The sequence below is a fragment of the Chroococcidiopsis cubana SAG 39.79 genome (assembly GCF_003991895.1).
Lineage (GTDB): Bacteria > Cyanobacteriota > Cyanobacteriia > Cyanobacteriales > Chroococcidiopsidaceae > Chroococcidiopsis > Chroococcidiopsis thermalis.
On sequence record NZ_RSCK01000018.1, the window covers coordinates 14,130 to 38,014 of the forward strand.

Annotated in this window: 22 protein-coding genes, 1 tRNA gene and 2 pseudogenes; 15 read left to right on the plus strand and 10 right to left on the minus strand. The window is 43.0% G+C overall.

Going from position 1 to position 23,885, the window contains the following annotated elements; genetic code table 11:
- Positions 1-58: 58 nt before the first annotated feature.
- The 6 genes from pgl (at position 59) to DSM107010_RS13545 (ending at position 4,560) form a co-directional block, all read left to right on the plus strand.
- Positions 59-790: a 6-phosphogluconolactonase gene (gene pgl, locus DSM107010_RS13520; RefSeq protein WP_015156277.1), complete on the plus strand. Its 732-nt coding sequence runs from the start codon at positions 59-61 to the stop codon at positions 788-790.
- A 37-nt stretch (positions 791-827) separates the two neighbouring features.
- Positions 828-1,730 (plus strand): FHA domain-containing protein, encoded by a 903-nt coding sequence (locus DSM107010_RS13525; RefSeq protein WP_106170519.1) that lies wholly within the window; start codon positions 828-830, stop codon positions 1,728-1,730.
- 31 nt (positions 1,731-1,761) lie between these two features.
- On the plus strand, positions 1,762-2,067 hold the full coding sequence (locus DSM107010_RS13530) for an FHA domain-containing protein (RefSeq protein WP_015156279.1): 306 nt from the start codon (positions 1,762-1,764) through the stop codon (positions 2,065-2,067).
- A gap of 120 nt (positions 2,068-2,187) precedes the next feature.
- Positions 2,188-2,421, plus strand: coding sequence for a DNA-directed RNA polymerase subunit omega (locus tag DSM107010_RS13535; protein WP_015156280.1), 234 nt, complete (start codon positions 2,188-2,190; stop codon positions 2,419-2,421).
- A 438-nt stretch (positions 2,422-2,859) separates the two neighbouring features.
- Positions 2,860-3,735 (plus strand): SDR family oxidoreductase, encoded by an 876-nt coding sequence (locus tag DSM107010_RS13540; protein ID WP_106170522.1) that lies wholly within the window; start codon positions 2,860-2,862, stop codon positions 3,733-3,735.
- A gap of 54 nt (positions 3,736-3,789) precedes the next feature.
- Positions 3,790-4,560, plus strand: a complete 771-nt coding sequence (locus DSM107010_RS13545; RefSeq protein ID WP_015156282.1) for a molybdenum cofactor guanylyltransferase — start codon at positions 3,790-3,792, stop codon at positions 4,558-4,560.
- Here the strand turns inward: DSM107010_RS13545 and DSM107010_RS13550 are convergent.
- The 5 genes from DSM107010_RS13550 to DSM107010_RS13570 all read right to left on the minus strand — a co-directional run bounded on the left by DSM107010_RS13550 (position 4,511) and on the right by DSM107010_RS13570 (position 11,744).
- Positions 4,511-7,795 (minus strand): EAL domain-containing protein, encoded by a 3,285-nt coding sequence (locus DSM107010_RS13550; protein WP_106166754.1) that lies wholly within the window; start codon positions 7,793-7,795, stop codon positions 4,511-4,513. The genes DSM107010_RS13545 and DSM107010_RS13550 overlap by 50 nt on opposite strands.
- Positions 7,782-7,970, minus strand: coding sequence for a hypothetical protein (locus DSM107010_RS13555; RefSeq protein WP_106166755.1), 189 nt, complete (start codon positions 7,968-7,970; stop codon positions 7,782-7,784). The genes DSM107010_RS13550 and DSM107010_RS13555 overlap by 14 nt, the downstream gene beginning before the upstream one ends.
- 628 nt (positions 7,971-8,598) lie before the next feature.
- Positions 8,599-9,516, minus strand: a complete 918-nt coding sequence (locus DSM107010_RS13560) for a fused MFS/spermidine synthase (RefSeq protein ID WP_106166756.1) — start codon at positions 9,514-9,516, stop codon at positions 8,599-8,601.
- 66 nt (positions 9,517-9,582) lie between these two features.
- Positions 9,583-9,978, minus strand: coding sequence for an adenosylmethionine decarboxylase (speD, locus tag DSM107010_RS13565; protein WP_015156286.1), 396 nt, complete (start codon positions 9,976-9,978; stop codon positions 9,583-9,585).
- 119 nt (positions 9,979-10,097) lie between these two features.
- Positions 10,098-11,744 carry a flavin monoamine oxidase family protein gene (locus DSM107010_RS13570; RefSeq protein ID WP_106166757.1) on the minus strand — a complete coding sequence of 549 codons (1,647 nt, stop codon included), beginning with the start codon at positions 11,742-11,744 and terminating at the stop codon, positions 10,098-10,100.
- A 21-nt stretch (positions 11,745-11,765) separates the two neighbouring features.
- Between DSM107010_RS13570 and DSM107010_RS38400 the strand changes: the two genes are divergently transcribed.
- Positions 11,766-11,903: a hypothetical protein gene (locus DSM107010_RS38400; RefSeq protein WP_158266012.1), complete on the plus strand. Its 138-nt coding sequence runs from the start codon at positions 11,766-11,768 to the stop codon at positions 11,901-11,903.
- Here the strand turns inward: DSM107010_RS38400 and DSM107010_RS13575 are convergent.
- Positions 11,900-12,217 (minus strand): DMT family transporter, encoded by a 318-nt coding sequence (locus DSM107010_RS13575; protein ID WP_015156288.1) that lies wholly within the window; start codon positions 12,215-12,217, stop codon positions 11,900-11,902. The genes DSM107010_RS38400 and DSM107010_RS13575 overlap by 4 nt on opposite strands.
- A gap of 1,141 nt (positions 12,218-13,358) precedes the next feature.
- Between DSM107010_RS13575 and DSM107010_RS13580 the strand changes: the two genes are divergently transcribed.
- Together DSM107010_RS13580 and DSM107010_RS38405 are read left to right on the plus strand one after the other, a co-directional pair.
- Entirely contained in the window at positions 13,359-13,550 is a 192-nt protein-coding gene (locus DSM107010_RS13580; RefSeq protein WP_015156289.1) for a CsbD family protein, read from the plus strand.
- A 121-nt stretch (positions 13,551-13,671) separates the two neighbouring features.
- Positions 13,672-13,824, plus strand: a complete 153-nt coding sequence (locus tag DSM107010_RS38405) for a hypothetical protein (RefSeq protein ID WP_158266011.1) — start codon at positions 13,672-13,674, stop codon at positions 13,822-13,824.
- Between the two features lie 6 nt (positions 13,825-13,830).
- Here DSM107010_RS38405 and dusB read toward each other — a convergent pair whose 3' ends face one another.
- Both dusB and DSM107010_RS38410 read right to left on the minus strand, forming a co-directional pair.
- Positions 13,831-14,859 carry a tRNA dihydrouridine synthase DusB gene (dusB, locus tag DSM107010_RS13585; protein ID WP_015156290.1) on the minus strand — a complete coding sequence of 343 codons (1,029 nt, stop codon included), beginning with the start codon at positions 14,857-14,859 and terminating at the stop codon, positions 13,831-13,833.
- Between the two features lie 204 nt (positions 14,860-15,063).
- The gene (locus DSM107010_RS38410; RefSeq protein WP_158631782.1) at positions 15,064-15,213 is read right to left on the minus strand and encodes a hypothetical protein; all 150 of its coding nucleotides are present in this window, start codon (positions 15,211-15,213) and stop codon (positions 15,064-15,066) included.
- Between the two features lie 108 nt (positions 15,214-15,321).
- On the opposite strand from DSM107010_RS38410, the gene DSM107010_RS13590 reads away from it, so the two are divergent.
- On the plus strand, positions 15,322-16,713 hold the full coding sequence (locus tag DSM107010_RS13590) for a chlorophyll a/b binding light-harvesting protein (RefSeq protein WP_199755538.1): 1,392 nt from the start codon (positions 15,322-15,324) through the stop codon (positions 16,711-16,713).
- Between the two features lie 221 nt (positions 16,714-16,934).
- On the opposite strand, the gene DSM107010_RS13595 is transcribed toward DSM107010_RS13590, so the two are convergent.
- Together DSM107010_RS13595 and apcD are read right to left on the minus strand one after the other, a co-directional pair.
- On the minus strand, positions 16,935-17,423 hold the full coding sequence (locus tag DSM107010_RS13595; RefSeq protein ID WP_015156292.1) for an allophycocyanin subunit beta: 489 nt from the start codon (positions 17,421-17,423) through the stop codon (positions 16,935-16,937).
- Positions 17,424-17,539: 116 nt separating this feature from the next.
- Positions 17,540-18,016: an allophycocyanin subunit alpha-B gene (gene apcD / locus DSM107010_RS13600; RefSeq protein WP_015156293.1), complete on the minus strand. Its 477-nt coding sequence runs from the start codon at positions 18,014-18,016 to the stop codon at positions 17,540-17,542.
- A 593-nt stretch (positions 18,017-18,609) separates the two neighbouring features.
- Between apcD and DSM107010_RS13605 the strand changes: the two are divergent.
- From DSM107010_RS13605 to gltX, 5 genes and pseudogenes are all read left to right on the plus strand, one after another.
- A pseudogene (locus tag DSM107010_RS13605) lies at positions 18,610-21,624 on the plus strand (type ISP restriction/modification enzyme).
- Positions 21,625-21,731: 107 nt separating this feature from the next.
- Complete coding sequence (locus DSM107010_RS13610) at positions 21,732-21,956, plus strand: type II toxin-antitoxin system HicB family antitoxin (protein ID WP_015156295.1); 225 nt, start codon at positions 21,732-21,734, stop codon at positions 21,954-21,956.
- Positions 21,949-22,176: pseudogene (locus tag DSM107010_RS42935) on the plus strand (type II toxin-antitoxin system HicA family toxin). Before DSM107010_RS13610 ends, DSM107010_RS42935 begins: the two are co-directional and overlap by 8 nt.
- A gap of 35 nt (positions 22,177-22,211) precedes the next feature.
- Positions 22,212-22,285: transfer RNA gene (locus DSM107010_RS13620), tRNA-Asp, on the plus strand.
- Between the two features lie 71 nt (positions 22,286-22,356).
- Positions 22,357-23,796, plus strand: a complete 1,440-nt coding sequence (gene gltX, locus DSM107010_RS13625; RefSeq protein WP_106166759.1) for a glutamate--tRNA ligase — start codon at positions 22,357-22,359, stop codon at positions 23,794-23,796.
- Positions 23,797-23,885: the final 89 nt, after the last annotated feature.

Sequence of the window (23,885 nt, forward strand, 5' to 3'; positions counted from 1 at the left end):
AGCTTCGGTACATTTTAACTGAGAGTATAAATTGCACTGCTATAACACTGCTATAACAATGCACAAAAAAGTTGAAGTCCTACCAGATCTAGCGGCGCTAGTCCAGCGATCGCTCGAACTCACCCTCGCCCAAATGCACAACGCCATTCAAGCACGGGGACTGTGTACCATTGCCCTATCGGGTGGTAGCACGCCTAAACCTCTCTATGAAGCGATCGCTGCCCAAGCATTACCTTGGGAGAAAGTTCACGTTTTTTGGGGTGACGAACGATACGTTTCTCCCGATAGCCCAGATAGCAATCAGCGGATGGCACGACAAGCTTGGTTAGATAAAGTCGAGATTCCTGCCGAGAATATCCACCCCATGCCCACCAGTGCAGCCGATCCTGCTGACGCTGCCCTTCAATACGAAACCCATCTTAAAGAGTTTTTTCAACTAAAATCGGGTGAATTTCCCGCTTTAGATGTAAATTTATTGGGGATGGGAGACGACGGACATACAGCGTCCTTATTTCCTCATACTGCGGCTTTACAAGTATGCGATCGCATAGTTACAGTTGGGAACAAAGATGGACAGCCTCGGATCACATTTACTATCCCTACTATCAACCAAGCTCGTTGCACCATATTTTTAGTCTCTGGTGCGAACAAGCAAGCGGCGTTAGCACAGGTATTTGCATCCGTAGCGGACGATTATACCTATCCTGCACGGTTCGTTCAACCCCAAGGAGAACTTTGGTGGTTGTTGGATCGAGCAGCCGGACAAGGCTTGCAATTACCCGAAGAGTAGCGCTTAAAATCAAAAACTGTTCACAGGGATTGACTTCATGATCGTTTGCCCTAATTGCAATCACCTCAACCCAGAAGGGGCGCAAGCCTGCGAAGCTTGCTACACACCTCTACCAGCTACTACTAGTTGTCCTAACTGTGGCGCACCCGTACAAACTGATGCAAGGTTCTGCGGACAATGTGGCTACGATCTCAGTGCTGACTTAGCAACTGTCGCCGAAGGAACGCCGCTAGATCTTGGTGACCTACCACCGACTCAACCAAGCTTGGCTGTTCCAGAACCTAGAGTCGAGGAACCCAGAGTCGAGGAACCCAGAGTCGAGGAACCCAGAGTCGAGCCAGCTATAGAGCTAGAAACACCTGCACCTGTAGTGGAAATCATTCATCGCGACCTATCAGCGACTCCAGAGCCAGAACCGATAATAGCACCAGCGCCGACTCCAGAGCCAGAACCAATCGCAGAATCTCGTAAGAGTAGCAGTATTAACCCTCCTCCCCCGCCAGCACCATTCACACCGCCAACACCAACACCACCACCACCGCCAGCAGTATCCCCACCCACTCCCATGCCAGCAATGCCCGTGGTTTCGAGTTCCAAAACCCAATTGCAGCAGCAGATTGCCAAGCTCTTTCACGTCCAGACCAATACTCTCATCGAGCTACCACCAACTCTTTCTGTGGTGCATATTGGTAAGCCTAACGATCGCATTCCTCCAGATGTTGACGTGGCTGGGTTTCCTAATTCCGAAATCGTCTCGCGGATTCATGCCGACATTCGCATTGAAGGAGATGCTTACTACATAGAAGATGTGGGCAGTTCCAACGGAACTTACATCAACAATATGCCCCTTTTACCAGGTAATCGTCACCGTTTGCGGATGGGCGATCGCATTGCTTTAGGTAAGGGAGACTTAGTAACTTTTCTGTTTCAACTTTCATAGCTACTTGTAGCTTATTCTCGACCTGGCTAAAGTGATTACAATTACTCTGCTACATCCTCAAAACGGTACTCCCGTCCAAAATTGGACGTTTGAAACTGAATCTGTTGTCCGCGTTGGACGGGCAACAGACAATCAGGTAATTCTATACAGTGCTGTTGTTTCTCGCTACCATGCCGAATTACATGCGACAAGGGGGCAATGGCAGTTAGTGAATTTAGGCGCTAATGGCACATATATAGATGGTCAACCAATTACAGAATCGATTTCAGTCATAAATGGTACGGTGATTCGACTGGCTAAATCCGGTCCTCAATTACAAATTAAGTTATTGCCATAGCAGTACGATACGAGAGAAGATATTTTCAACAGCCTCAAGCAAGACCTTACCAAAGAATGTGTGAGCGGTTGCTTTGGTTAAGTGACTTACAATGGGAGTTATCTTCAACGACCAATCACCATGCTGAAGCGTTCTAAGTTCGAGACAACCCAATCTCAAATTATGCACCGTGCGGAGGAGCTGATCGACGCAGCATCGAACCGCTATCGAATTACCGTCCAAGTCGCCAACCGCGCTAAGCGTCGCCGTTATGAAGATTTTGATAATGTAGACGATCCGATGATGAAACCAGTCATCCGCGCCATCATTGAGATGTCTGACGAGTTGACTCAACCAGAAATTATCGGTGAATAGCCAATAGAGTAAGTCATGAGTGGTTAGTGGCTGGTGGCTGGTAGAACTAGATTCTTAGTTTTGGTCTAGTCACCTGTTACTCTTCACTGACAACTGATAACGGGTGAGTTGCGATCGCCCGTTTTTTGCTATTTATTGCGGTCGCTGAGTCAAATGCTTGAGTTAATCCAATTAAACTCATTGGTTGTGCGATCGCATATTTCAACAATAAATCTCACCTGAGTTATGCGCTCTTTAACAATAAACCCGCCCAGATGAAACTTTTGACTTGCTGACATCAGCTATAAAATAAATTGGTTAAATTGCTCGAACGGAAAGCTTTTACCCGAAAGAATAAATTTCCCCCTAATTCCTGTTGTAGTGATTAACATGAATGAGGTACTAGAGAATTTGTGACTTGCCTCAAGCGTACATTTTATCCTCTAGGGAGTTAGCAACATGTTTTTGGTTACGGGAGCAACAGGAGGAATTGGCAGGAGGGTGGTGCGATCGCTCCGAGAACGGGGAATGCCCGTGCGTGCTTTTGTGCGTCTGCTGTCTCGCTATAGTGAGTTAGAACATCGAGGCGCAGAAACCTTTATCGGCGATCTGCAAGTTGATCGAGATATTCAAAAAGCTTGTCAGGGAGTACAGTACATTGTTAGCGCTCACGGTTCCGATGGCAATGCCTTCGCCCTAGACTACCATGCCAATATTGAGTTGATCGACCGAGCTAAAGAACAGAAAGTACAGCACTTTGTTTTTATCTCTGTCTTAGGCGCAGATCGCGGTTATGAAGATGCACCCGTATTCAAAGCAAAGCGTGCTGTAGAAAAGTATTTGCAAGCAAGCGGAATTAATTATACAATTTTGCGTCCAGCCGGACTTGCTTCTAACCTCCTACCATTAGCAGAAAGATTTCGGCAAACAGGACTTTATTTACTAGTTGGTGATGGCAAAAACCGCACTTCTATTGTTAGTACTGACGATTTAGCACAAATAATTGTTAACTCATTCATGCTTCCAGAGGCGCGTAATCGAACTTTCTCCGTTGGAGGGGGTGAAATATTACAACGGCAAGATGTACCGCACATTCTCGGGAGGATTTTCAATATCGAGCCAATTATTATTAATCCTCCCTTACTTGCAGTAGACGGATTTAGAACTGTAACGGGTTTGTTTAACCCGTCGTTGCAAAAAGCTTTAGGCACTTTCCGCACTTTACTAGACAACGAATTTTTCTGCACTCGCGAAGAAATTACTCAGTTAGAGGAAATCTATCATCTAAAAATGGAAAACCTAGAGAGTTTTTTACGGCGCTATTTGGCAATATGAGTGCAAGTCAAAAGTTAAAAGTCAAAAGTTAAAAGTCAAAAGTTAAAAGGTAAATTGCCGACTCCCAATCTCCCACTCCCACTCCCGACTTCCCTTTCTAGCATCGTTCTAGCGGGGGGTAAAAGTTCGCGGATGGGACGGGATAAAGCTCTACTTTCAGTTGATGGCGTACCGTTGTTGCAAAAAGTGTGTGAGGTAGCAATTGGATTATGCGATCGCGTTTACGTCGTGACTCCTTGGCAAGAGCGCTATGAGCATTTGCTTCCCGTTGGGTGTGAGTTTATTAGGGAGCAGGGCGCGGGGAGCAGGGAGCAGGGGGACAGGGGGACAAGGGGACAAGGGGGAACTCGGGGTCCCCGCGACCGAAGGGAGTGGGGATTAGGGGGCGAAGGGGGACAAGGGGGACAAGGAAGCAATTCTAGTCACCAGTCACTAGCCGCCAGCAACTCACCAATTACCAATAGCCCTTTAACAGGCTTTGCCCAAGGATTAATTCACGTACAAACGGAGTGGGTGCTGTTACTGGCGTGCGATTTGCCTTGCTTGCGGTTGGAAGTGTTGCAAGATTGGACGCGCGAACTGGTAGAAATGCCGAAGGAGGCGATCGCTCTGCTTCCGCGCCATCCTAAAGGCTGGGAGCCTTTGTGCGGTTTCTATCGTCGCAGTTGTTTGAACGTCCTTGAATCATATATCGAGCAAGGTGGGCGCTCTTTTCAGCGGTGGTTGGCGCAACATCCGGTTCAACCCCTATCCCATTTCGAGCCTTCGATATTATTTAACTGCAATACCCCAACTGACTATGCAGCCGTGTCACAGGGCGATTGAGCGTAAGCGCTTTCGGTTGAGAAATGCCATAACCTTGAGCGTAATCAACTCCTAATTGACGCAGCTTGTCCAAAATAAACTCATCTTCAACAAATTCAGCGATGGTCTGAATACCCATAACGCTAGCAATTTTAGCGATCGCTGCTACCATTTCAGCGGCGATCGGATCGGAGACAATTTCCCGTACAAATACCCCATCGATCTTTAAATAATCTACAGGTAAATTTTTCAGATAGGCAAAGCTAGACATGCCGCTACCAAAGTCGTCTAGGGCAAAACTACAGCCTAGCGCTTTGAGTTGGCGCATCACGGCTGCGGCTTTCGCTAAATTCGTAATGGCTACAGTTTCCGTCACTTCAAAGCAAATTAACTGGGGACAAATCTCTGTGAGAGCAAATTGCTCTTGAACAAAAGAAATAAACTGTTCGTCATTTAGAGTTGCACCAGATAAATTAACTGCATAAACATGAGGCAGACGAGCCGTTGAGGACAGCATTAAGTGACGAAACAAAGTTTGAATCACCCAGCGATCGATCCGGTGCATCAGGTGGTAGCGTTCGGCAGCAGGAATAAATGCCATCGGCGAGACTAATTTTCCCGTCTCATCCTCCAGCCGCAGCAACACTTCACAGTGATGCGGCGAACCAACGCTGGTCGGAGCGATCGCGGCGATGGGTTGATAGAATAGCCGAAAGCGGTTGTCTTCCAATGCTTGAGGTAGGCGCGTCACCCATTGCATTTCTCCTTGTTGAATGGCAAGTTCGGTGTCGTCAAGTTGGTAGATGTGGACGCGGTTACGCCCTTTGTTTTTGGCAACATAGCAAGCAGCATCAGCAGCACTTAAGACGCTAGCAACACTAGGAGTGGTAATATTAATTTCTACTAGACCAATGCTGACACCAACGGTAAAGGTTTTGTCTTGCCAAACAAAGCGATAGTCGTTGATTTGCTGCCGCAGCACGTTAGCAATTTGAGTCGCTTGTTCTAAAGGACACGAATAGAGCAGGATGCCGAATTCATCTCCGCCTAAGCGGGCTAGAGTATCGGTTTTACGTAATTGAGTCGGTAGCAAGCTGCTAATATGACGCAGTAGCATATCTCCGGCTGCATGTCCGCAAGTATCGTTGATAATTTTGAATTGATCGAGATCGAGGTAACAGAGGACGTGCTGAATGCTACCATTTTGGGCGCTGTGGACGGCAGTTGCCAAGCGTTTCTCAAATTCTCGTCGGTTGTAGAGTTCGGTTAAGGGGTCGTGGCTGGCTTGCCATGCCAGTTGTCTCGCCATCGTGTTGGCTTGAGTGATGTCGCGAAACACTAAAATGCTACCGATCAGTTGGCGATCGCTAGCATAAATCGGTGCAGCTGAGTGATCGATCGCAAATTCCGTCCCATCCCGTCCGATTAACAAGGTGTTGTATGAGGATTTGACAATCCGACTTTCATCTAAAACTCGCTCTACGGGATTGTCTAATGTCTCCCGCGTAATTTCATTGACGATCTTGAAGACACAATCGAGGGGTAGTCCTCTAGCTTGTTCGCCATCCCAACGGGTGAGTTTTTCTGCTACGGGATTGAGCGATTGAACGTAACCCTCTGCATCTGTGGTAATGACGGCATCGCCAATTGAGTGTAATGTCACTTGTGCTAGTTCTTTTTCACGCGAAAGAGCAAGTTCGATCCGCTTGCGCTCGTTAATTTCTCGCGTTAGTTCTAAGTTGGCAGCTTCAGCAATTTTTGCCCTGACGAGGGCTTCTTCTGCTTGTTTGCGGGCAGTGATGTCGTGTTGTACGCCCCAAACTCGCACTAGATAGCCATTTTCGACAATACCGATGAGATTGTTGAGAAAGTAGTGGAGATTACCGTGGCGATCGAACTCGCACAATTCAGCATCTACCAGGCGATAGCCAGAACTGATGAAGGCGCGAAAAAACTCTATATTAGCGGGAATGGACTTGGGTAAAAATTCACCGATCCTCGCTCCTAGCATCTCACCTACACTGGCGTAACCGAACATACGTGCCAAGACTTCGTTGCATTCTGCGAGATAGCCGTGTTGGTAAAAGTCATTGACTTGGATCTCTAGAGCAGCTTGAATTGCTACTGGTCGCTCTAATTCGCAACGCCAAATACCTTCGGAGCTTTGGGCGAGAAATACGCGATAGCGTTCTTCACTTTTCAGGAGTGCTGCCTGAGATTGGTTCAGCTGAGTTAGCATCCAATTAATCGTACTGGCTAGACAGGCTAATTCGTCGTTACCAGGTATTTCAACGCGGGAACGCAGGTCGCTACTAGCACCGATTCGGCTGACATCGCTGCTTAAACGCGCTATGCGCGACAGGACTAATTTTTCTAATAGTAGTAAAGTCGTGACGCTAAAGACCAAACCAACCAACAACAATAACCACACCAGATAACGAACGCTGAGTTGTCCGCGTTGGTAGATCTGCCTTGGTAAATTTACGCGCAAGATTGCAGCCGGATTCCCTTGCATATTTCGCAGCATCGCGTAGCCAGCAATCGTACTTTCATTTAGCGATCGCACGAAGACTTGCTCGTTTTTAATTAAAGTTTGCTCTGCTCTTTGAAAGTCTAAGGGTATGGGCGGATGGTCTAATCGCTCTAAGGCAATATCAAAGTGAGTTTTTGCTGCTAGCTGCTTGACATCCAGATAGCGTCCCATGACGAGAATGCCGCGATTGGGACCTTTGCCTTCACTGGTTAAAATTTGCCGCACGGCAATCAACATCAGTCCTTCAGGTAGCTGCAACAGCCCCATTTGCTGTCGCTCTTCATTATCTGGTTGTAGTAGAAATTCTGGTTGTTGGAAGTATTTTTGTAGGCTTTTCGGTACTGGTAAAGCCTGTTTTGCATAAGGCGTTATGAAGCCATTATAAACTATGCGTCGATCGCGGCGACGGATATACATAATTAGATCGAAATTCGATCTTACGAGCGAAGCATAGTTAAATGCGTTTTGAAAATATTTAAGATTGCCAGTTTCAATATCGGTATAAGTGCCGTCCCACTCTGCTTCGTCGCCATTCATGATGTTTAATTTGTTCAGCTCATCATTGTATGCTTGCACGATGCGGCGGACATTTCGATCGGCATCCTGTTCTTCCACTTGGATAAACCCATCCAATAAAATTGTTTTGGAAGTGCTATACAGCGCTACAAATAGACTGAATAGCGTCATGCCAGTAATGATTAATGTCTTTTTACGCAGCGTCATAAGATGGCATTAGCAGCAATAGTTGACTGGATTTGGCAAGCAATTTAACGATCTCACCTCGCTTCTGCACGACTTGCGAGCAGTGAGGTTGAGTTTGCTGCTGACGAGATGAGCGAGACTGTACGGCTAAAATGGTTGCTACTGACTGCAAGAGCGATATTTTTCTAGTACTCATTTTCTCTTCCCAGTAAATTGCAACATAACCCTAGCCTCTAGCATCAACTGAAAAAAGTAATAAAAAAGTACATGGTTTTTAATTTTTGCTGTTGACTTGGAAATTTTAACTTCAATAGCTACCTGATGCCTCTTCATTAAATTCGATTAAAAACACGTCGTCAAGCTCGATTCAACCAATGCTATTTCATCTAAAGCGGATCGCACTACTAATAATTGCAATTTGTAAAGAAAATGTTCGATCGTGTAGTCAAACTTGAGATTTTTTAAAATGAATCCTTGTTTGAATCGAAAATCAAAAACCTGAAGCAAAAAATAGTCGAGAATTAGTACTGCGTAGCTGCTGTTGGAGGTTTAAGTAGTTATTATGCATCGGCGATCGCGCTAAGTGCCATATAGAAAAGCTTAATTTTACCCTTCTTTGCACGAACAATTGCTTAAATTTTAGTTAGAAAAAATAATTACTGCAAATCTCTGCACGGATTGCCAATCGAGTATAAAAAATATCTCAGTTAGTTCTGGAAAAACGGAGTAGCAATCGTTACAGGTACTCCTACATTTATACATATTTTCATCTACGATCGTGATGAAATTCTTACTAACATAAAGTGTTAGCCAACGATTTCTTTCTACTCAAAAACTAGAGGTTTACCATCCTCAAGAATATTTCCTGGCTGTGCTAATTTAAGCCGCAAATCTTTTGGTAAGCCAAACATACCTGCATGACTCACTGCATCGTATGCTTTAAGTTTATCTACTAAATTGCGATCGCCTATCCTCTGCTCGATTGCACTTCCACTCAAATTAGCAGGGTCAATATTATTAGTTGCAATAATAAATCCCCACGTACAAGCAAAAGAGGGAATAAAGATAGAATAGCTGCGGACGACAGGAAAAACACTATGAATAGTCCGCCGAATTGTAGCGTGTTCCGTCCACTTCAGAGGCGAAAGAGAAAACCCTTGGACTACCATTACCCCCGACTCTGAGAGTCGCTGCTGACAAAGGGAATAAAACTGTTTGGTATAAAGCGCGATCGCGGGTCCCTCTTCTAAAGCATCAGTAATATCGAGGATAATGACATCAAACTGAGCTTCTTGCTGCGCCAAATATGCGCGACCATCAGTATGTAACAATTCCAATCGCGGATCGCTAAAAGCACCTTGATGCCAAGAAGGGAGTTTTTGCTGGCAAAATTCCACCAATTCCCGATCTAAATCCACCATCACCAAAGATTTGACATTGGGATGCTTCAAAACTTCTCGCGGTGTTGCACCTTCCCCACCACCAATAATTAACACTCGTTGCGGATTGGGATGAGTCATCATTGCTGGCTGTACCAACGCCTCATGATACAGATACTCATCGACCTCAGCCGATTGAATCGTATCATCCAACACCAGCACGTCACCGTAAGCTGCTGTTTTGGCAAATTCCATCGCTTGAAACTGAGTCGATTTAGCCTCCATACCTCCGACTCGCCGCAACAGGCGAATTTCCTCTGAGGTTGTCTGATCGCTCAGCCAGCTACTAAATTCTAAGCTCATATTTGATGGATTCCTGATGTCTATTTTGGTAGTGGCGCACGGCTGTGCGTCACTACCATTTCTACCTCACTTTCTCAGCATTAAAGGCAACTGCGAGGCTTGAACGATCGCCGGATCGAATCTTTCGTGCAATTGCTTGGACACCCATTTCGGTCGCCAGAGTGTTTCTAATACTTCACCAAAGGGTACGACATCTAAATCGCCACAGGTAAATATGTCTAAGAAACAAGCTCGGTATTCTGGATATGTGTGAATGCTGGCGTGAGACTCGGAAAGCATTAACACAACCGAAACACCGCAAGGTTCAAATTTGTGCTTGAGATGCGCCACAATGGTAGCTCCTACTGCACTAACTGCTCTGACCATATCGCGTTCGATCTGTTCTAGATCGTCCATGTCAGCTTCACAACCAGAAAAATTCAGCAGCAAATGCCGACCGTAAAAATCGAATCGCTTTTCCATAGGGCTAATCTCTTTCTTTACAAAAAATTGTTCTTCCCGAAAACGGTAGTATCACCGCCTGTTAGAGTGTTTGTTGGTTTATGCAAAATTTAGCTAGCAAACTTTAGCTATGGAAATTTTCAGCATCGCAAGATGGTCAGCTTGAGATGTTGCAAAATGTCGCTAGCGGCTTTAATCCCAGATAGGGCTGCTCCTTCCATGTAGCCTTGCCATTCATAGAAAGAATTTGTGTGTTCCCCTGCAAAAAACAGGTTGTCAACTGGCTTGCCTTCGTTACCGCAGATCGTGGTAAATTGCCCTGGCTTGTAACAGGAGTAGCTACCTTGGGCGAGGGGGTTAGCAGTCCAGTTTTCTAGATGTACGAGTAAATCGCCAGCGCGATCGCGTGTTGCTTGGGCGATCGCCCCTGGATAAACTTTTTCCAAATCTTTCAAAAATAGGTGCGCTTCTGTTTGCACGCGATTGGGATCGAGCGTCGCTCCCCTTCTACCACTAGAAAAGTCTACTAATATGGCGCGATCGCCACTTGCTCCAGTAGGGTTTGTTTCCCAAGTGGTTTGATGGTGGGACAAATTAGAGTACGATGCACCGCTACTGCCACGATCTGCCCAAGGACGACCGTTAAAACCCAGCATCATTTTGGCGTGAGTTGCTTGATCGAGTTTATGAATTGCTTCTTGCTTCCAATCTGGTAGTTCTAAGTTTGCGTCTAGTTCGACTTGACGCAGTAATGCAAAAGGAATTGCTAACACTACGGCATCGTATGCGACATCAATCGTGCGATCGCCGTTGTCGAAAGTGACTTCTATGCGGTTTGTTGAATTCTTGCGTACCCTCACCAGTCTCATCCCCAACTCAATCTGTCCTTGGAGTTCTTGGCTTAATCCTCGGACGATTTGCTCGTTACCCTCAACGATGTGATAACGCTCGTCACTAAAAATTTGAAAGGGAGAAGCTTGTGATGTTTCAATGTCTCGTACCACCAACAAAAAATTCAGACAGCTTTGATCTTCCAACTCCAGCCCATATTCTGCCATATAGGCTGCATTCATCGCAGCCTTAATTGTATCTCCTACTTGGTGTTTTTCTAGATATTCCAATAAATTGATTTTGTCAAACCGTGCGTCCGCCGACGTAAAGCAATCTACAGTTGGCATGGCGGATATTTCTTGTAAATCTCGTGTTATTTCAGCTAGAAACGCTTGATACTCCTCTAAAATCGCCGATTCAGTGTAATGCTGTCCGTTGAAATAGCAAGCAAATTCTCCTGGCTGTTGAGACACGTCTTCCAGCGTGAGTTGAAGTTGTCGCGCCCAGCGCAGGATAGTTTTGTTTTGGCTGTCGATCAGTTCTCCACCCCGTTCGATGACTTGGTGAGGAAATTTCGCGGCTCCAGGGAATGTTTTACCCAGCGAATAGCAACGTCCGCCGACGCGATCGCTCGCTTCGTAAATTGTGGCAGAGATGCCTTGCTGTTTTAGTTCGTAGCCACAAGCTAAACCTGCTAATCCCGCGCCTACAATCCCAATTTTGACATCTCGCTCCCCCTGAGGCGAGACGTAAGAGCGCTCTAGCTGCATCGCTACGTTACCCAAAGCCGTTCCCGTTAGTTGGGTTTCTCTTTCCCGTACCGTGGATTGAGCAGCGCTGGCTTGCATCTGAGCTATCTGTTCGATGCCCTGACTGATGGAGAGATGATTTTTTTTGGCGTAAATTCCGATTTTTATAGCACGTTTAAGGTCTTGAAACAACAATGAACGACCCATAGATCTCTTTTAAAAGTTTGATTGAAGTTGTTTAGGTACGATCGCGCTTTGACTGGTGGCTGTAGTGGCGATCGGGAAAACACGTTTAATTTTACTGCCCTGTCAAAATTTTTTATGGTACTTAATTTAGATGAAGCGATCGCTGAAGCATCTGCTTAGCATTCTCCTGCACTCAAAAGAATAATTCCGGCAACAATCAAAGATACACCAAATAGGTTGCCATGAGAATAGCTTTCGCGAAAAAGCAAAGCTCCAACTAAAAATGCCAAAATAAATTCTAACCCAACCACGAAAAGATAGGTGACTCCTAAACTAGAGTCGTTCATGGCTATGGCTTCAATACTAGCCCCGGCAATTAAAAAGAAATAAACTAGCAAACTAGGCACGAGTTCAGATAGTCCCTTGGAAAGTTTCATATACATGCCACCCAAGGTATAAGCAAATGCGGCAACTAACACCATCATTAAATACATAAACTCGCTCCTTTAAAATTGAAATTTTACAACCAGACTTTTTTTGTTGTTTTATAGCCTAGTGAATTCAGCTATATTTATTATTTCTGCTATCAAATAAATTGACTGTTTTACATAAAATCTTCGCACTCTTATATCGCGTCAATACTCAACAACTGTCAAAAAACTTTCAGGTTTTTTTTAAGTTTTTCAAAATCCTTAAAAAATATATATTAGATTCATTATTGGAACCACAGTATTTTTACGGGCAATAGTTAAAAACAAGCTGAACTTTAAGAAAAATTTGCGAGTCGATTCAGTGAAAATGCCGATTTAACGAAATACGGAACTTCCACGGACTGCAAAAACGATTGTTCGACTAGAAATCAGCTACTAATTACGGAAAAGTCGGATGCTAAATCCGATTATCTTCATAGAGATTTAATCCTGAACCCCTTTAGTAGCGGTAGCTTCAGCAGAACGGTTTTTGAGATAGTTTTACAAGAAGAGAGTTATCTATTCCTAGTTGCTGACAGTCATAAATTTATAATTTCTTTATGTTTGCGAGGGTTGAAATCGAGTAGTGATTAACTTCGATCGGCAAGTTATTAGTTGTTCTTATTAGAGTTAAAAAATAATTTTATCGATTAGTACAGTTAATTACCTAAAATTTGCTGTACGGCTTATAACGAGAGGTGATATTGTTGCTGTCTCTAGCTATACATTAGACCTCCTGCATGAATCAAAAAATCATGGATGTCATTCTGTTGGCGAAGCCTTCCCGAAGGGTACGCAACGCAGTGTAGTGAAGAATCTCCCAGATGTTTCGCTTCGCGTGTGGATGACAATTCAAGTATTCACGCAGGAGGTCTATTGTGCATCGATTAACAATGCTGGTACAGCCTGGTAATAGTAATTACATAGTTGAAAAAGGCGATTTTAAAGCTGTAAGTCTTCAGTGTTCTGCTTTTTGTTTTCTTGCACTGACACTCAAATCTTTCTAAAGACTCACAGATATCGGTCTTAAGATAGGCGATCGCCACCTCGAAAATCTGACTGACGAGCGATGTTAGATCTCTCGTTCATCCCACAAGCTATACGTATAAATACTTTACATCCTGCTTATAGCAGACATTACCAGTAGTTTTAGTAGGAGATTGATATGAGCATCGAAAAAAGAGTTGAAGCAGTTGCTAAGAACGTTGAAGGCAAAGTTCAAGAAGCGATGAGCGAGCTGACAGGCGATCCCAAAGATAAGTTGGAAGGACAAGCAAAACAAGAGGATGCAGCCACAATGCACGCTCAAGAAGATGTTAAAGATAAAGCTAAAGATTTCATCGACAAAACTTTTTAAGCGTCAAACTCTCAAGAGTTAGGCGCGATCCAAATTGGCAAGGGATCGAGTTGTCTCTTGCCTTGTTTTATTGGGAGTCGGTAGGGGCGAGTTTCTAAACCTGCCCGTATAGGAGTTGGGAGTGGAGGGACAAGGGAGACAAGGGAGAAGGGGGAGACAAGGGAGAGTCGCCCAGATGAGGGAGAAAGAAATTTACAATCCCTCTCCATACCCTACACCTACACCCAACACCCAACACCCCATACCCCACTTACCACTAGCCACCAGTCACTAGTCACTGTTAACTGACAACTGATAACTGACGGTCGAGTTGTTCGATCGCGCGATCGAGTAGTTCTAACCCCTCACTCACAGATTCAATAACGCTGAGTTGTCCCCGTAATTCAGCTGCACCGTTAAAACCTTTAGCATACCACGTCATGTGTTTGCGGGCTTGACGCACACCGCGATCGCCCTTGTATTCCCACAGCGCTTGAAGATGTTCTCTAGCACATTGCAAGAGTTCGACTGGTGTAGGAGACGGTAATTCTCGCCCTGTCTTGAGAAAGTAATCTACTTCTCCAACTAAAAACGGATATCCAAGCGTCCCTCGCGAACACATCACCCCATCTGCACCTGTCTGTTCCAAACACTTCACTGCTGCTGCTACCGAAAAAATATCGCCATTGCCAATTACAGGAATCGACAGCACTTCCTTTACCCGTGCAATCCATTCCCACTTTGCCGCACCGTTGTAACCTTGGGCGCGGGTACGCCCGTGAACGGTAATCATTTGCGCCCCCGCATCTTCCATCCGCTTGGCAAAGTCTAGGATGGTTATTTCTTTATCCGTCCAACCAATGCGAGTTTTTACCGTCACTGGTACATCGACGGCTTGCACTACAGAACGGACAATCGCTTCCGCAACTTCTGGTTGTCGCAACAGTGAAGAACCACCACCATTTTTGGTAATTTTATTGACCGGGCAACCCATATTAATATCAACTGTATCTGCCCCCTCTTCAACAGCTTTGATGGCTGCTTCTGCCAAAAAGTCAGGGCGACAGTCAAATAATTGAATGCTAATCGGTTTTTCCTGCGGTTCTACCTCCATAATTTTAGGCAGCTCTTTGACATAGTGCAGCCCTGTAGCATTCACCATTTCGGTGTACATCATTGACTCTGGAGCATAGCGGCGCACCAAACGGCGAAACACTAAGTCAGTTACACCCGATAGCGGTGATTGTAAGACTCGACTATTAACTTCAAACGAGCCGATTTTAAGAGGTGTTGAGAGTCTAGCTTGCAAGCTAGGAGATAGAGCAACCATAGGAACGAAAGGAGTTAGAGTTTCTACTTTAACGATAAAGAGCGTTCGTTTCGCGCGATCTAGTCTTCATTTTGCGCGATCGCTAATAAATCTTAGCAAAAGCAAATTAAAGGATATATATAAATATTACGAAATAATTCTTGTGATTGCGAATGGTTTGCAAGTTCCGAAATAATGAAAGATGAAAATAATTAAAATTTCCATTCACTGCGATCGCATCTGCTTGAAACTGTTGTTGCATGACTTGGCAGGCTCATCGTAACAGTTTTCTCCATTGAAGCGATCGAAATTGGTAAAGAGGGAATCCCCATCTTTGCAGCGCTGTTTCACGTCCGAATTTGGCTTGGAAGTCAAGATCGTTCTTTCATTTTTGAGCGCTTAATTTGAAGTTTTGTAACAGAAGCTTTTTCACAAGCTATCTCGACTTTCAGTAGACCGATTTGAAAGTGAGGACAATAAATAATGATCGAAACTGCAAGCGATCACAAAGCCCAATATCCTTGGTGGGCTGGTAATGCGCGCCTAACTAATTTATCAGGCACATTTTTGACTGCTCATATTGCCCATGCTGCGATCGTATCCTTTAGTATTGGTGCGCTGATACTGTTAGAAATTAATCGATATTCTCCCGACCGTCCGATGTCAGAACAAGGGTTATTTCTCTTACCTCGACTAGCTACACAAGGTTGGAGTCAGGTTTCTGACGGTCAAGTGACTGACACTTATCCCTTTTTTGCTTTTGGAGTTGTACTGCTTGTTTCCGCCGCAGTTTTTACAGCAGGCACTTTATTTCACCGCTGGCAAGTTCCGGCAAGCTTAGAAGAGTCCAAAAATCCTCTAGCGCGGCAATATCATTTTAGTTGGGACGACCCCAAAAAATTGAGTTTTATTTTAGGAAATCACTTGATTTTCTTAGGAATAGGGGCTTTGTTGTTAGTAGCAAAAGCCATGTTTTTTGGCGGACTTTACGATGCTAATATCGGACAAGTGCGCGTCGTTACTGAACCCACTTTAAGTCCTGGAATAATTATAGACCGCATCGGTCATCTTTTTGATGTCAACAATCTCGAAGATGTTGTTGGCGGTCACATTTATGTTGGTGCGCTGTTAATTGTGGCAGGAATATGGCACATGATTAGCGAACCGTGGGATTGGGTCAAACGACGTTTTCTCTTCTCTGGTAACGCCATTCTTTCTTACTCTCTATTTAGTCTTGCTTTGACAGGATTTGCTGGCTCTTACTTTTGCGGATTTAATACCCTCGCCTACCCAGTTGAGTTTTATGGTGCGCCCTTAAGCCTCAAATCGTCCTTATTACCGCACTACTTTGACCCAAACCAATTAGAACCTACAACTCGCGTTTGGTTGGCAAATACCTACTTTTACCTATCGTTCTTCACTCTTCAAGGTTCCCTTTGGCATTTTGGATTGGCATCTGGCTACTTTGAACCCGTTCTACAATCTTGGAAAGCAGCTTTCTCGGAAATTAGAACTGCAAATTTAGCATATCAGCGAGCCTTCAACCACCAGCCTCAACCCAATTGGAATACATTCTATGAATCTCCTCAAGTTGAGCTTCAGCCAGCTTTTGCTTACCAAGAATCTGCTCAAAAATCTTTGAACTATCTTTACGAACCTTCTTCAAATTCAGTTGCATCCACAAGGACAAAATTACAGCCCAATCATCGACAAGTGCTTTACCAATTCAACTATCCCAATGACGAAGAAAAGACTTTTTACGAAAGCTCTAGTCGTGAGGGAAAATCGAAATTAGAATACCCCTCACCCATGCCTCAGAATCTTTACGAGACTACTTACCAAAAACAAAAATCTAGCAAGTTGTATGGGGGTTAACAGTTATCAGTGTAAAGACGTTACATGTAACGTCTTTACAAAGTTATCAGTTATCGATGGCTGGTGACTGGTGGCAAGATACAGGATCTAAAAGCCCCCCTTGTTAAGGGGGGTTGGCGGGATCTAAACGACCCCCTTATTAGGGGGGTTGGGGGTAACTAAAAGCCCCCCTTGTTAAGGGGGGTTGGCGGGATCTAAACGACCTGGTAACTAGCTACCAGTCACTGACTTAAACCACTACAAATGTGGTCTAAATGCGTCCCAACTTCTTGCCCAGCTTCCGCACCAACTAAACGAGTCGTGACTTCCTTTAATGCTTGAATTGCTTGCACGGTGGGTTGAATCGGAACACCCAGAGTACTGAAAGTTTCCTTCAACCCAAAAAGAACCCGCTCTTCAATAATGGAAGGATCGTCAGCTAACATAGCGTAGGTAGCATAACGCAAGAATAGGGTTAAATCGCGAATGCAGGCTGCATAGCGACGAGTGGGATACATATTACCCCCAGGACAGGTGATATCTCCATATAGGAGCGAATTTGCTACCGCTTGGCTAACAATACTAGAGGCATTTTCACTGATAGTAGCAGCTGCTTTGACGCGCAACTCTCCTGTTTGGAAATATTTTCTCAACTTTTCCAACTCAGGTGTATCGAGATATTTACCTTGTCGATCCGCAGGATTGATAACAGAAGTAATCGTGTCTTGCATAATTTTTTCTCCAGCTGATTGCTTCGTTTTTAATTGCAGAATTTATGTGCTGAAAGTTTGATGTTTTGAGTTGTCTAAACCTTAACAAGGGCAAACTCCAATTACCTCACCAAAACTTAATACATGGCTCGGATTAAATAATCGAAATAAGGTTTGACAAGATCGGCTTCTTCGCGACTCATTAAACCTGTAGCAACCTCTTTTAAAGAGCGCATACAACTGCCAATGTTACTGACAGGAACACCCAGGGATACATACATTTCCCGCATTCCATTTATGCCGATATCATCTAAGGGTTTCATGTTCCCAGCTAATACGGCATATGTAATAAGTCGGAGATACCAGGCTTGATCTCTTTGACATAAGGCAGTTTTTTTCGGATCGCCGCTGTTGCTAGGAGTATTTGGTATCACCTTCCAAAATCTTTGGCTACCCTCTTGGACAATTTTTTGCTCGTTTTTCGATAGGATTTGCGCTACTTTAAGTCGCGTCTCTCCAGTTTTAAAAAAATCTTGTAGTTTATCTAATTCCGTGCGGCTAAGAAAGCGATCTGCTTCATCAGACTGAGCTATAACTTGGGCAACAAGGCTCATTATTTTATCCTCCGGTGAGATAGGACGAAACTAGTTTCCTCTAAAACAATTGTTGACTTTATTGTTGCAAAAGTCATTAGCATTTTTCACAACTTAATAAACAATTTTATAACTTAACAAATAGGTTATTTCTTGCTTGAATATAGATTAATTTCTATAGTAAAAATTCTAAACTTGGGTTTCAATATTGATTGACTTAACTCTCATATAACAATAGAGTTTGGGTTATGAAACCCTGACAAGTTCTATTGCTAAGTCATTAGTAAAAATGAGCGATCGCAATCCTACGATCTTATATCGATACAGTACGAGTTGTAGAGAGCGATCGCCAGAATATTACAGCAACATAGTGCATCAACCTATAGGGTGTATAGCTATGCATCCTGAATTTTTGCGTAGTTAAAATTACTGAGTTGAAGTCAATTCAAACTTTTGTCTAATGCCATCAAATTTTCAAGCGCATTATTACTGAGATATTGAACTATCACATCAATATTTATTGTCTACCTCTATAACAAAAATCGGCAAACCTTCTGAAGCTTACCTCATCTTCATCAGGCTAGCTTGGACATGAAAAATTCATAAATTGAATTATGTCTAGGCTACTAATTAGTCAATATCATGCTGAAGTAGATAAAGTAATTCAATACGGTGGTTCGCGCAAAGAAACTTCTATTCGGGTGGCTTTTCAAAACTTACTGAACGAATATTGCAAACCGAGAGAATTTTACCTAATTCCCGAATTAGACTACAAAACTAGAAATGGTAAACTTGTCTATCCTGACGGTACAGTAAAAGACGCTTTGCGCTTAGACTAGGGGTATTGGGAAAGTAAAGATCAATTTGATAATCTAGACGAAGAAATCGATAAAAAGCTGAAGAAAGGCTATCCTGACAGCAACATTCTATTTGAAGATTCCCAGACAGCAGTTTTAATTCAGAGTAGCAATGAAATTTTGCGCGTTCCTATGCGCGATGGGGATGCGTTAGATAAAGTTATTTCCACCTTTATTAATTACGTTCGTCCCGAAGTCAAAGATTTTCGGACTGCAATTGGAGCTTTTAAACAAGATTTACCAAAAATTCTAGATGCGCTACGAGATACAATTGAGCGGCAAAATGAAAGTAATGCAGCATTTAGAGAGTGTAGAAACAACTTTTGGGAGATTTGCAAAAAATCAATCAATCCTGAAGTCACGTTGTTAGATGTGCGGGAAATGATGATTCAGCATATTTTGACCGAAGATATTTTTATTAATATATTTAATGAATCGCAGTTTCATAGAGAAAATAATATTGCACGGGAATTACAGCGAGTTATCGATACCTTCTTTACAGGTGGTACGAAGAAAAACTTGCTCGGTACAATTGAGCGTTATTATGGAGTGATTAGAAGAACTGCGGCGAATATTTACAACCATCATGAGAAGCAGAAGTTTTTAAAAGCCGTTTACGAGAATTTTTACAAAGCATATAATCCGAAGGCGGCTGACAGGTTAGGAATTGTCTACACGCCGAATGAAATCGTTCGGTTCATGATTGAAAGTGTAGATTATTTAACCCATAAACATTTTGGTAAGATTTTAGCTGATAAAGATGTGGAAATTTTAGATCCGGCTACAGGTACGGGAACTTTTATTACTGAGTTAATTGAGTATTTACCTAAAAATAAGCTTGAGTATAAATATAAGAATGAAATTCACTGCCATGAGTTGGCGATTCTGCCGTATTACATTGCAAATTTGAATATTGAGTTTACCTATAAACAAAAAATGGGTGAGTATCAAGAGTTCGACAATATTTGTTTTGTCGATACGCTTGAACATACCAGTTTTCATGAAAAGCAACTAGATATGTTTGCACTATCTGTGGAAAATACTGCGAGGATTAAGCGCCAGAATGACAAAACCATTTCCGTAATTATTGGTAATCCTCCATATAATGCTAAACAAGGGAATTTTAATGAGAATAATGCTAATCGCACGTACACAGCGATAGACAAAAGAATTAAAGATACATATATTAGAGAGAGCAAAGCTCAGAACAGAATCGTTGTATATGATATGTATACTCGATTTTTACGTTGGGCATCGGATCGTTTAGGTAAGAATGGCGTTGTATCATTTATTACAAATTCGTCTTTTATCAATGGTAGAACTTTTGATGGATTTAGAAAAATAGTTGCTGATGAGTTTAGCGAAATTTATCTCATTGATTTAGGTGGGGATGTAAGAAAGAATCCCAAACTCTCAGGTACTACACATAATGTTTTTGGAATTCAAACAGGTGTTGCTATATGCTTTATGGTGAAAAAAAATTTAGAGACGCGCTATAGCGCGTCTCTAAATTCCTGTAAAATCTTTTATAGTCGCTGTTCAGAATTTGATACAGCCGAAGCTAAGTTACATTTTTTATCTACGAATAAATTTATTCAACTTGATTTTGAGCATATTACACCAGACAAAAAACATAACTGGATTAACCAGGTCGAGAATGATTTTGATAATTTAATACCTTTAGTTGATAAAGATGTAAAAACTGGAAAAGCTCAACAAGCAGTGTTTCAAGTCTTTTCATCAGGTATAAAAACTCAGCGTGATGAATGGGTATATGACTTTTCATCTCAAACGCTAACTGAAAAGATGAACTATTTTATAGAGGTATACAAAAATAAACTTGCTGGCTTCAACGAAGATAGATTAGATATTAAGTGGGATAGAGAACTTACGAAATATTTAGAGCGACGTATAAGTAAGAGCTTTGATACTCAAAGTATAAAGCGAAGCATATATAGACCGTTTGTTAAAATGAGTCTTTACTTTGATAAGCATTTTAATGGAATGACTTATCAATGGCTCGATCTTTTTAATAAAAATGATCCCGATAATAAATATATAGCTGTTTCAGCAATCGGAAATACCAAATCATTTCACTGTTTAGCTAGCAATACAATAATTGATTTACATCTAACAGGTGATTCTCAATGTATTCCTCTCTACCGCTACGACAAAGAAGGAAACCGCATTGACAACATTACCAACTGGGGATTAGAACAATTCCAAAACCATTACAACGACTCTGCAATTACCAAACTCGATATTTTTCACTATACCTACGCTGTATTACACAATCCCGAATATCGAAAAAAATACGAACTCAACCTAAAACGAGAATTTCCGCGCTTACCCTTCTATGAAGACTTTCATAAATGGGTGAACTGGGGTAAACAGTTGATGGATTTACATATCAATTATGAAACCGTCGAATCTTATCCTCTAAAACAAATTGATATACCCTGCGGAGATAATACACGTACACCTAAACCAAAATTGAAAGTAGACAAAACTAAAGGAAGCATCATTTTAGACGAAAACACAACTTTAGAAGGCGTACCTAAAATTGCTTGGGAATATCTTTTAGGCAACCGTTCCGCCATAGAATGGATATTAGATCAATATAAAGAAAAGAAACCTAAAGATCCAACAATCGCCGAAAAATTCAATACCTATCGCTTTGCAGATTATAAAGCCCAAGTCATCGATTTACTGTCAAGAGTCTGTACGGTAAGCGTAGAGACAATGAAGATTGTTCAGCAGATGAATAGTTAATGTAAACATAGTACAATTACAAAATATAGGCGAATAGAATTCGCGGAAATACACAGGCAAAGTTCGCCTTTGCGGACTGAAGACAAATTTAATTAAGAAATGTAGTTATGCATTACAAAGTTAGTATCGTAATTGAAAAAGATGAGCATGGCTACTATGCTTATTCTCCTGGTTTAGAGGGTTGCCAAACTCAAGGTGATTCATTGGAAGAAGTAAAAGCAAATATTCAAGAAGCAGTTGAACTCTACCTAGAAACACTCTCAGACGAGGAAAAACGGGATGTTTTCAATAAAGAGATATCGACAATGACATTAGAGGTACAAGTTGCCTAGGTTACCGCGATTGACTGCCTAAGAAGCAGAAAAATTATTGTTTGATGCTGGATTCATCTTGCTTAGGACAAGAGGAAGTCACAGAATTTATTTTAAAGAAGATACCAGGGTTGTAATTCCTTTCCATGCTGGCAGGGTATTACATCCTAAGATCGTGAAACAAGTACTTGAAGCGATCGCTCCCTCTGAAAAAAATTCACTACAGTGCTTGACAAGCTAGAATAGACATGGCATGATGATAAATCGTCCGACTAAGGGACTGTAGTTCAATTGGTTAGAGCACCGCCCTGTCACGGCGGAAGTTGCGGGTTCGAGCCCCGTCAGTCCCGTTAAAATGTATTGATGTAGAGACGTTCAATGTAACGCCTCTACATTGGTTTAACCTAAATCACCTGGATCTATGATTCGCGTTCGTATTGCTCCCAGTCCTACTGGTAACTTACACATCGGTACAGCAAGAACCGCAGTATTTAATTGGCTGTTTGCCCGCCATCATGGGGGACAGTTTATTTTACGGGTTGAGGACACGGATACGGAGCGATCGCGCCCTGAATATACTCAAAATATTCTCGACGGTTTAAACTGGCTCGGTATGCACTGGGATGAAGGTCCCATATTTCAATCAGATCGCCTAGATATCTACAAGCAACGAGTACAAGACTTGCTCGATAAAGGCTTAGCATATCGCTGTTATACCACCGAGGCAGAATTGGAAGAAATGCGGGCAGCGCAAAAAGCCAGAAACGAAGCACCCCGCTACGATAACCGCCACCGAAATTTAACCCCAGAACAAGAAGCAGCTTTTACGGCTGAAGGTCGTCATCCTGTGATTCGATTTAAGATTGACGACGATCGCGAAATTGTCTGGAACGATTTGGTACGGGGAGAGATGCGCTGGCGAGGAACTGACTTGGGCGGCGATATGGTTATTGCACGTCGCTCGGAGGATGGTAACATCGGTCAGCCCTTATATAACTTTGCCGTTGTCGTGGATGACATGGATATGAACATTACCCATGTGATTCGTGGTGAAGACCACATCGCCAATACAGCCAAGCAAATTCTACTTTACGAAGCTTTTAACGCAAGCGTGCCAGAATTTGCCCATACGCCCTTAATTTTGAATATGACAGGGCAGAAACTTTCTAAGCGAGATGGGGTGACATCCATTTCTGACTTTAAGAAAATGGGTTTTGTCGCAGAGGCGATCGTCAATTACATGACATTATTAGGATGGTCGCCACCGGATTCTACCCAAGAAATATTTACCTTAGAAGAAGCTGCAAAGCTCTTTAGTTTCGATCGCGTGAATAAAGCTGGGGCAAAATTTGACTGGGCAAAACTAGATTGGATTAACAGTCAATACCTGCACAGTATGCCCGTAGATAAGTTAACCGATCTGCTGATACCCTATTGGCAAGAGGCAGGATACGAATTCGATCCGGTAAGCGATCGCGCTTGGTTGGAAAAAATTACAGCCTTAGTTGGTGCGAGTTTGACGCGGCTACCGGATGCTGTGGATATGTGTCGGTTATTCTTTGTCAAATCTGTAGAATTCAGCGCCGAAGCAACCGAACAACTCAAGCAAGCGGGGGCTGATAATGTGGTTCAAGGAATTATCACTGCTCTGGATGGCAGGGCTGAATTAAGCGCAGACAGCACCCAGGAGATTATTAAACAGGTGATGAAGGAGCAAAACGTCAAAAAAGGCTTGGTGATGCGATCGCTCCGTGCTGCCCTCACTGGTGACTTACACGGTCCCGATCTCGTTGAATCGTGGCTGATTTTGCATCAGAAAGATTTAGATAAAAAACGATTGCAAGAGGCGATCGCGAAGTAAGAAGATCCCCTCTAGCCCCCCTTAAAAAGGGGGGAACAAACATTTCAAAGCCTCCCTTGAAAAAGGAAGAACAAGCATTTCAAAGTCCT

Coding starts and splice junctions, on each gene's coding strand:
- pgl (WP_015156277.1), top strand. CDS start 59: ATGCACAAAAAAGTTGAAGTCCTACCAGATCTAGCGGCGCTAGTCCAG.
- DSM107010_RS13525 (WP_106170519.1), top strand. CDS start 828: ATGATCGTTTGCCCTAATTGCAATCACCTCAACCCAGAAGGGGCGCAA.
- DSM107010_RS13535 (WP_015156280.1), top strand. CDS start 2,188: ATGCTGAAGCGTTCTAAGTTCGAGACAACCCAATCTCAAATTATGCAC.
- DSM107010_RS13540 (WP_106170522.1), top strand. CDS start 2,860: ATGTTTTTGGTTACGGGAGCAACAGGAGGAATTGGCAGGAGGGTGGTG.
- DSM107010_RS13550 (WP_106166754.1), bottom strand. CDS start 7,795: ATGACGCTGCGTAAAAAGACATTAATCATTACTGGCATGACGCTATTC.
- DSM107010_RS13555 (WP_106166755.1), bottom strand. CDS start 7,970: ATGAGTACTAGAAAAATATCGCTCTTGCAGTCAGTAGCAACCATTTTA.
- DSM107010_RS13560 (WP_106166756.1), bottom strand. CDS start 9,516: ATGAGCTTAGAATTTAGTAGCTGGCTGAGCGATCAGACAACCTCAGAG.
- speD (WP_015156286.1), bottom strand. CDS start 9,978: ATGGAAAAGCGATTCGATTTTTACGGTCGGCATTTGCTGCTGAATTTT.
- DSM107010_RS13570 (WP_106166757.1), bottom strand. CDS start 11,744: ATGGGTCGTTCATTGTTGTTTCAAGACCTTAAACGTGCTATAAAAATC.
- DSM107010_RS13575 (WP_015156288.1), bottom strand. CDS start 12,217: ATGTATTTAATGATGGTGTTAGTTGCCGCATTTGCTTATACCTTGGGT.
- DSM107010_RS13580 (WP_015156289.1), top strand. CDS start 13,359: ATGAGCATCGAAAAAAGAGTTGAAGCAGTTGCTAAGAACGTTGAAGGC.
- dusB (WP_015156290.1), bottom strand. CDS start 14,859: ATGGTTGCTCTATCTCCTAGCTTGCAAGCTAGACTCTCAACACCTCTT.
- DSM107010_RS13590 (WP_199755538.1), top strand. CDS start 15,322: ATGATCGAAACTGCAAGCGATCACAAAGCCCAATATCCTTGGTGGGCT.
- DSM107010_RS13595 (WP_015156292.1), bottom strand. CDS start 17,423: ATGCAAGACACGATTACTTCTGTTATCAATCCTGCGGATCGACAAGGT.
- apcD (WP_015156293.1), bottom strand. CDS start 18,016: ATGAGCCTTGTTGCCCAAGTTATAGCTCAGTCTGATGAAGCAGATCGC.
- DSM107010_RS13610 (WP_015156295.1), top strand. CDS start 21,732: ATGCATTACAAAGTTAGTATCGTAATTGAAAAAGATGAGCATGGCTAC.
- gltX (WP_106166759.1), top strand. CDS start 22,357: ATGATTCGCGTTCGTATTGCTCCCAGTCCTACTGGTAACTTACACATC.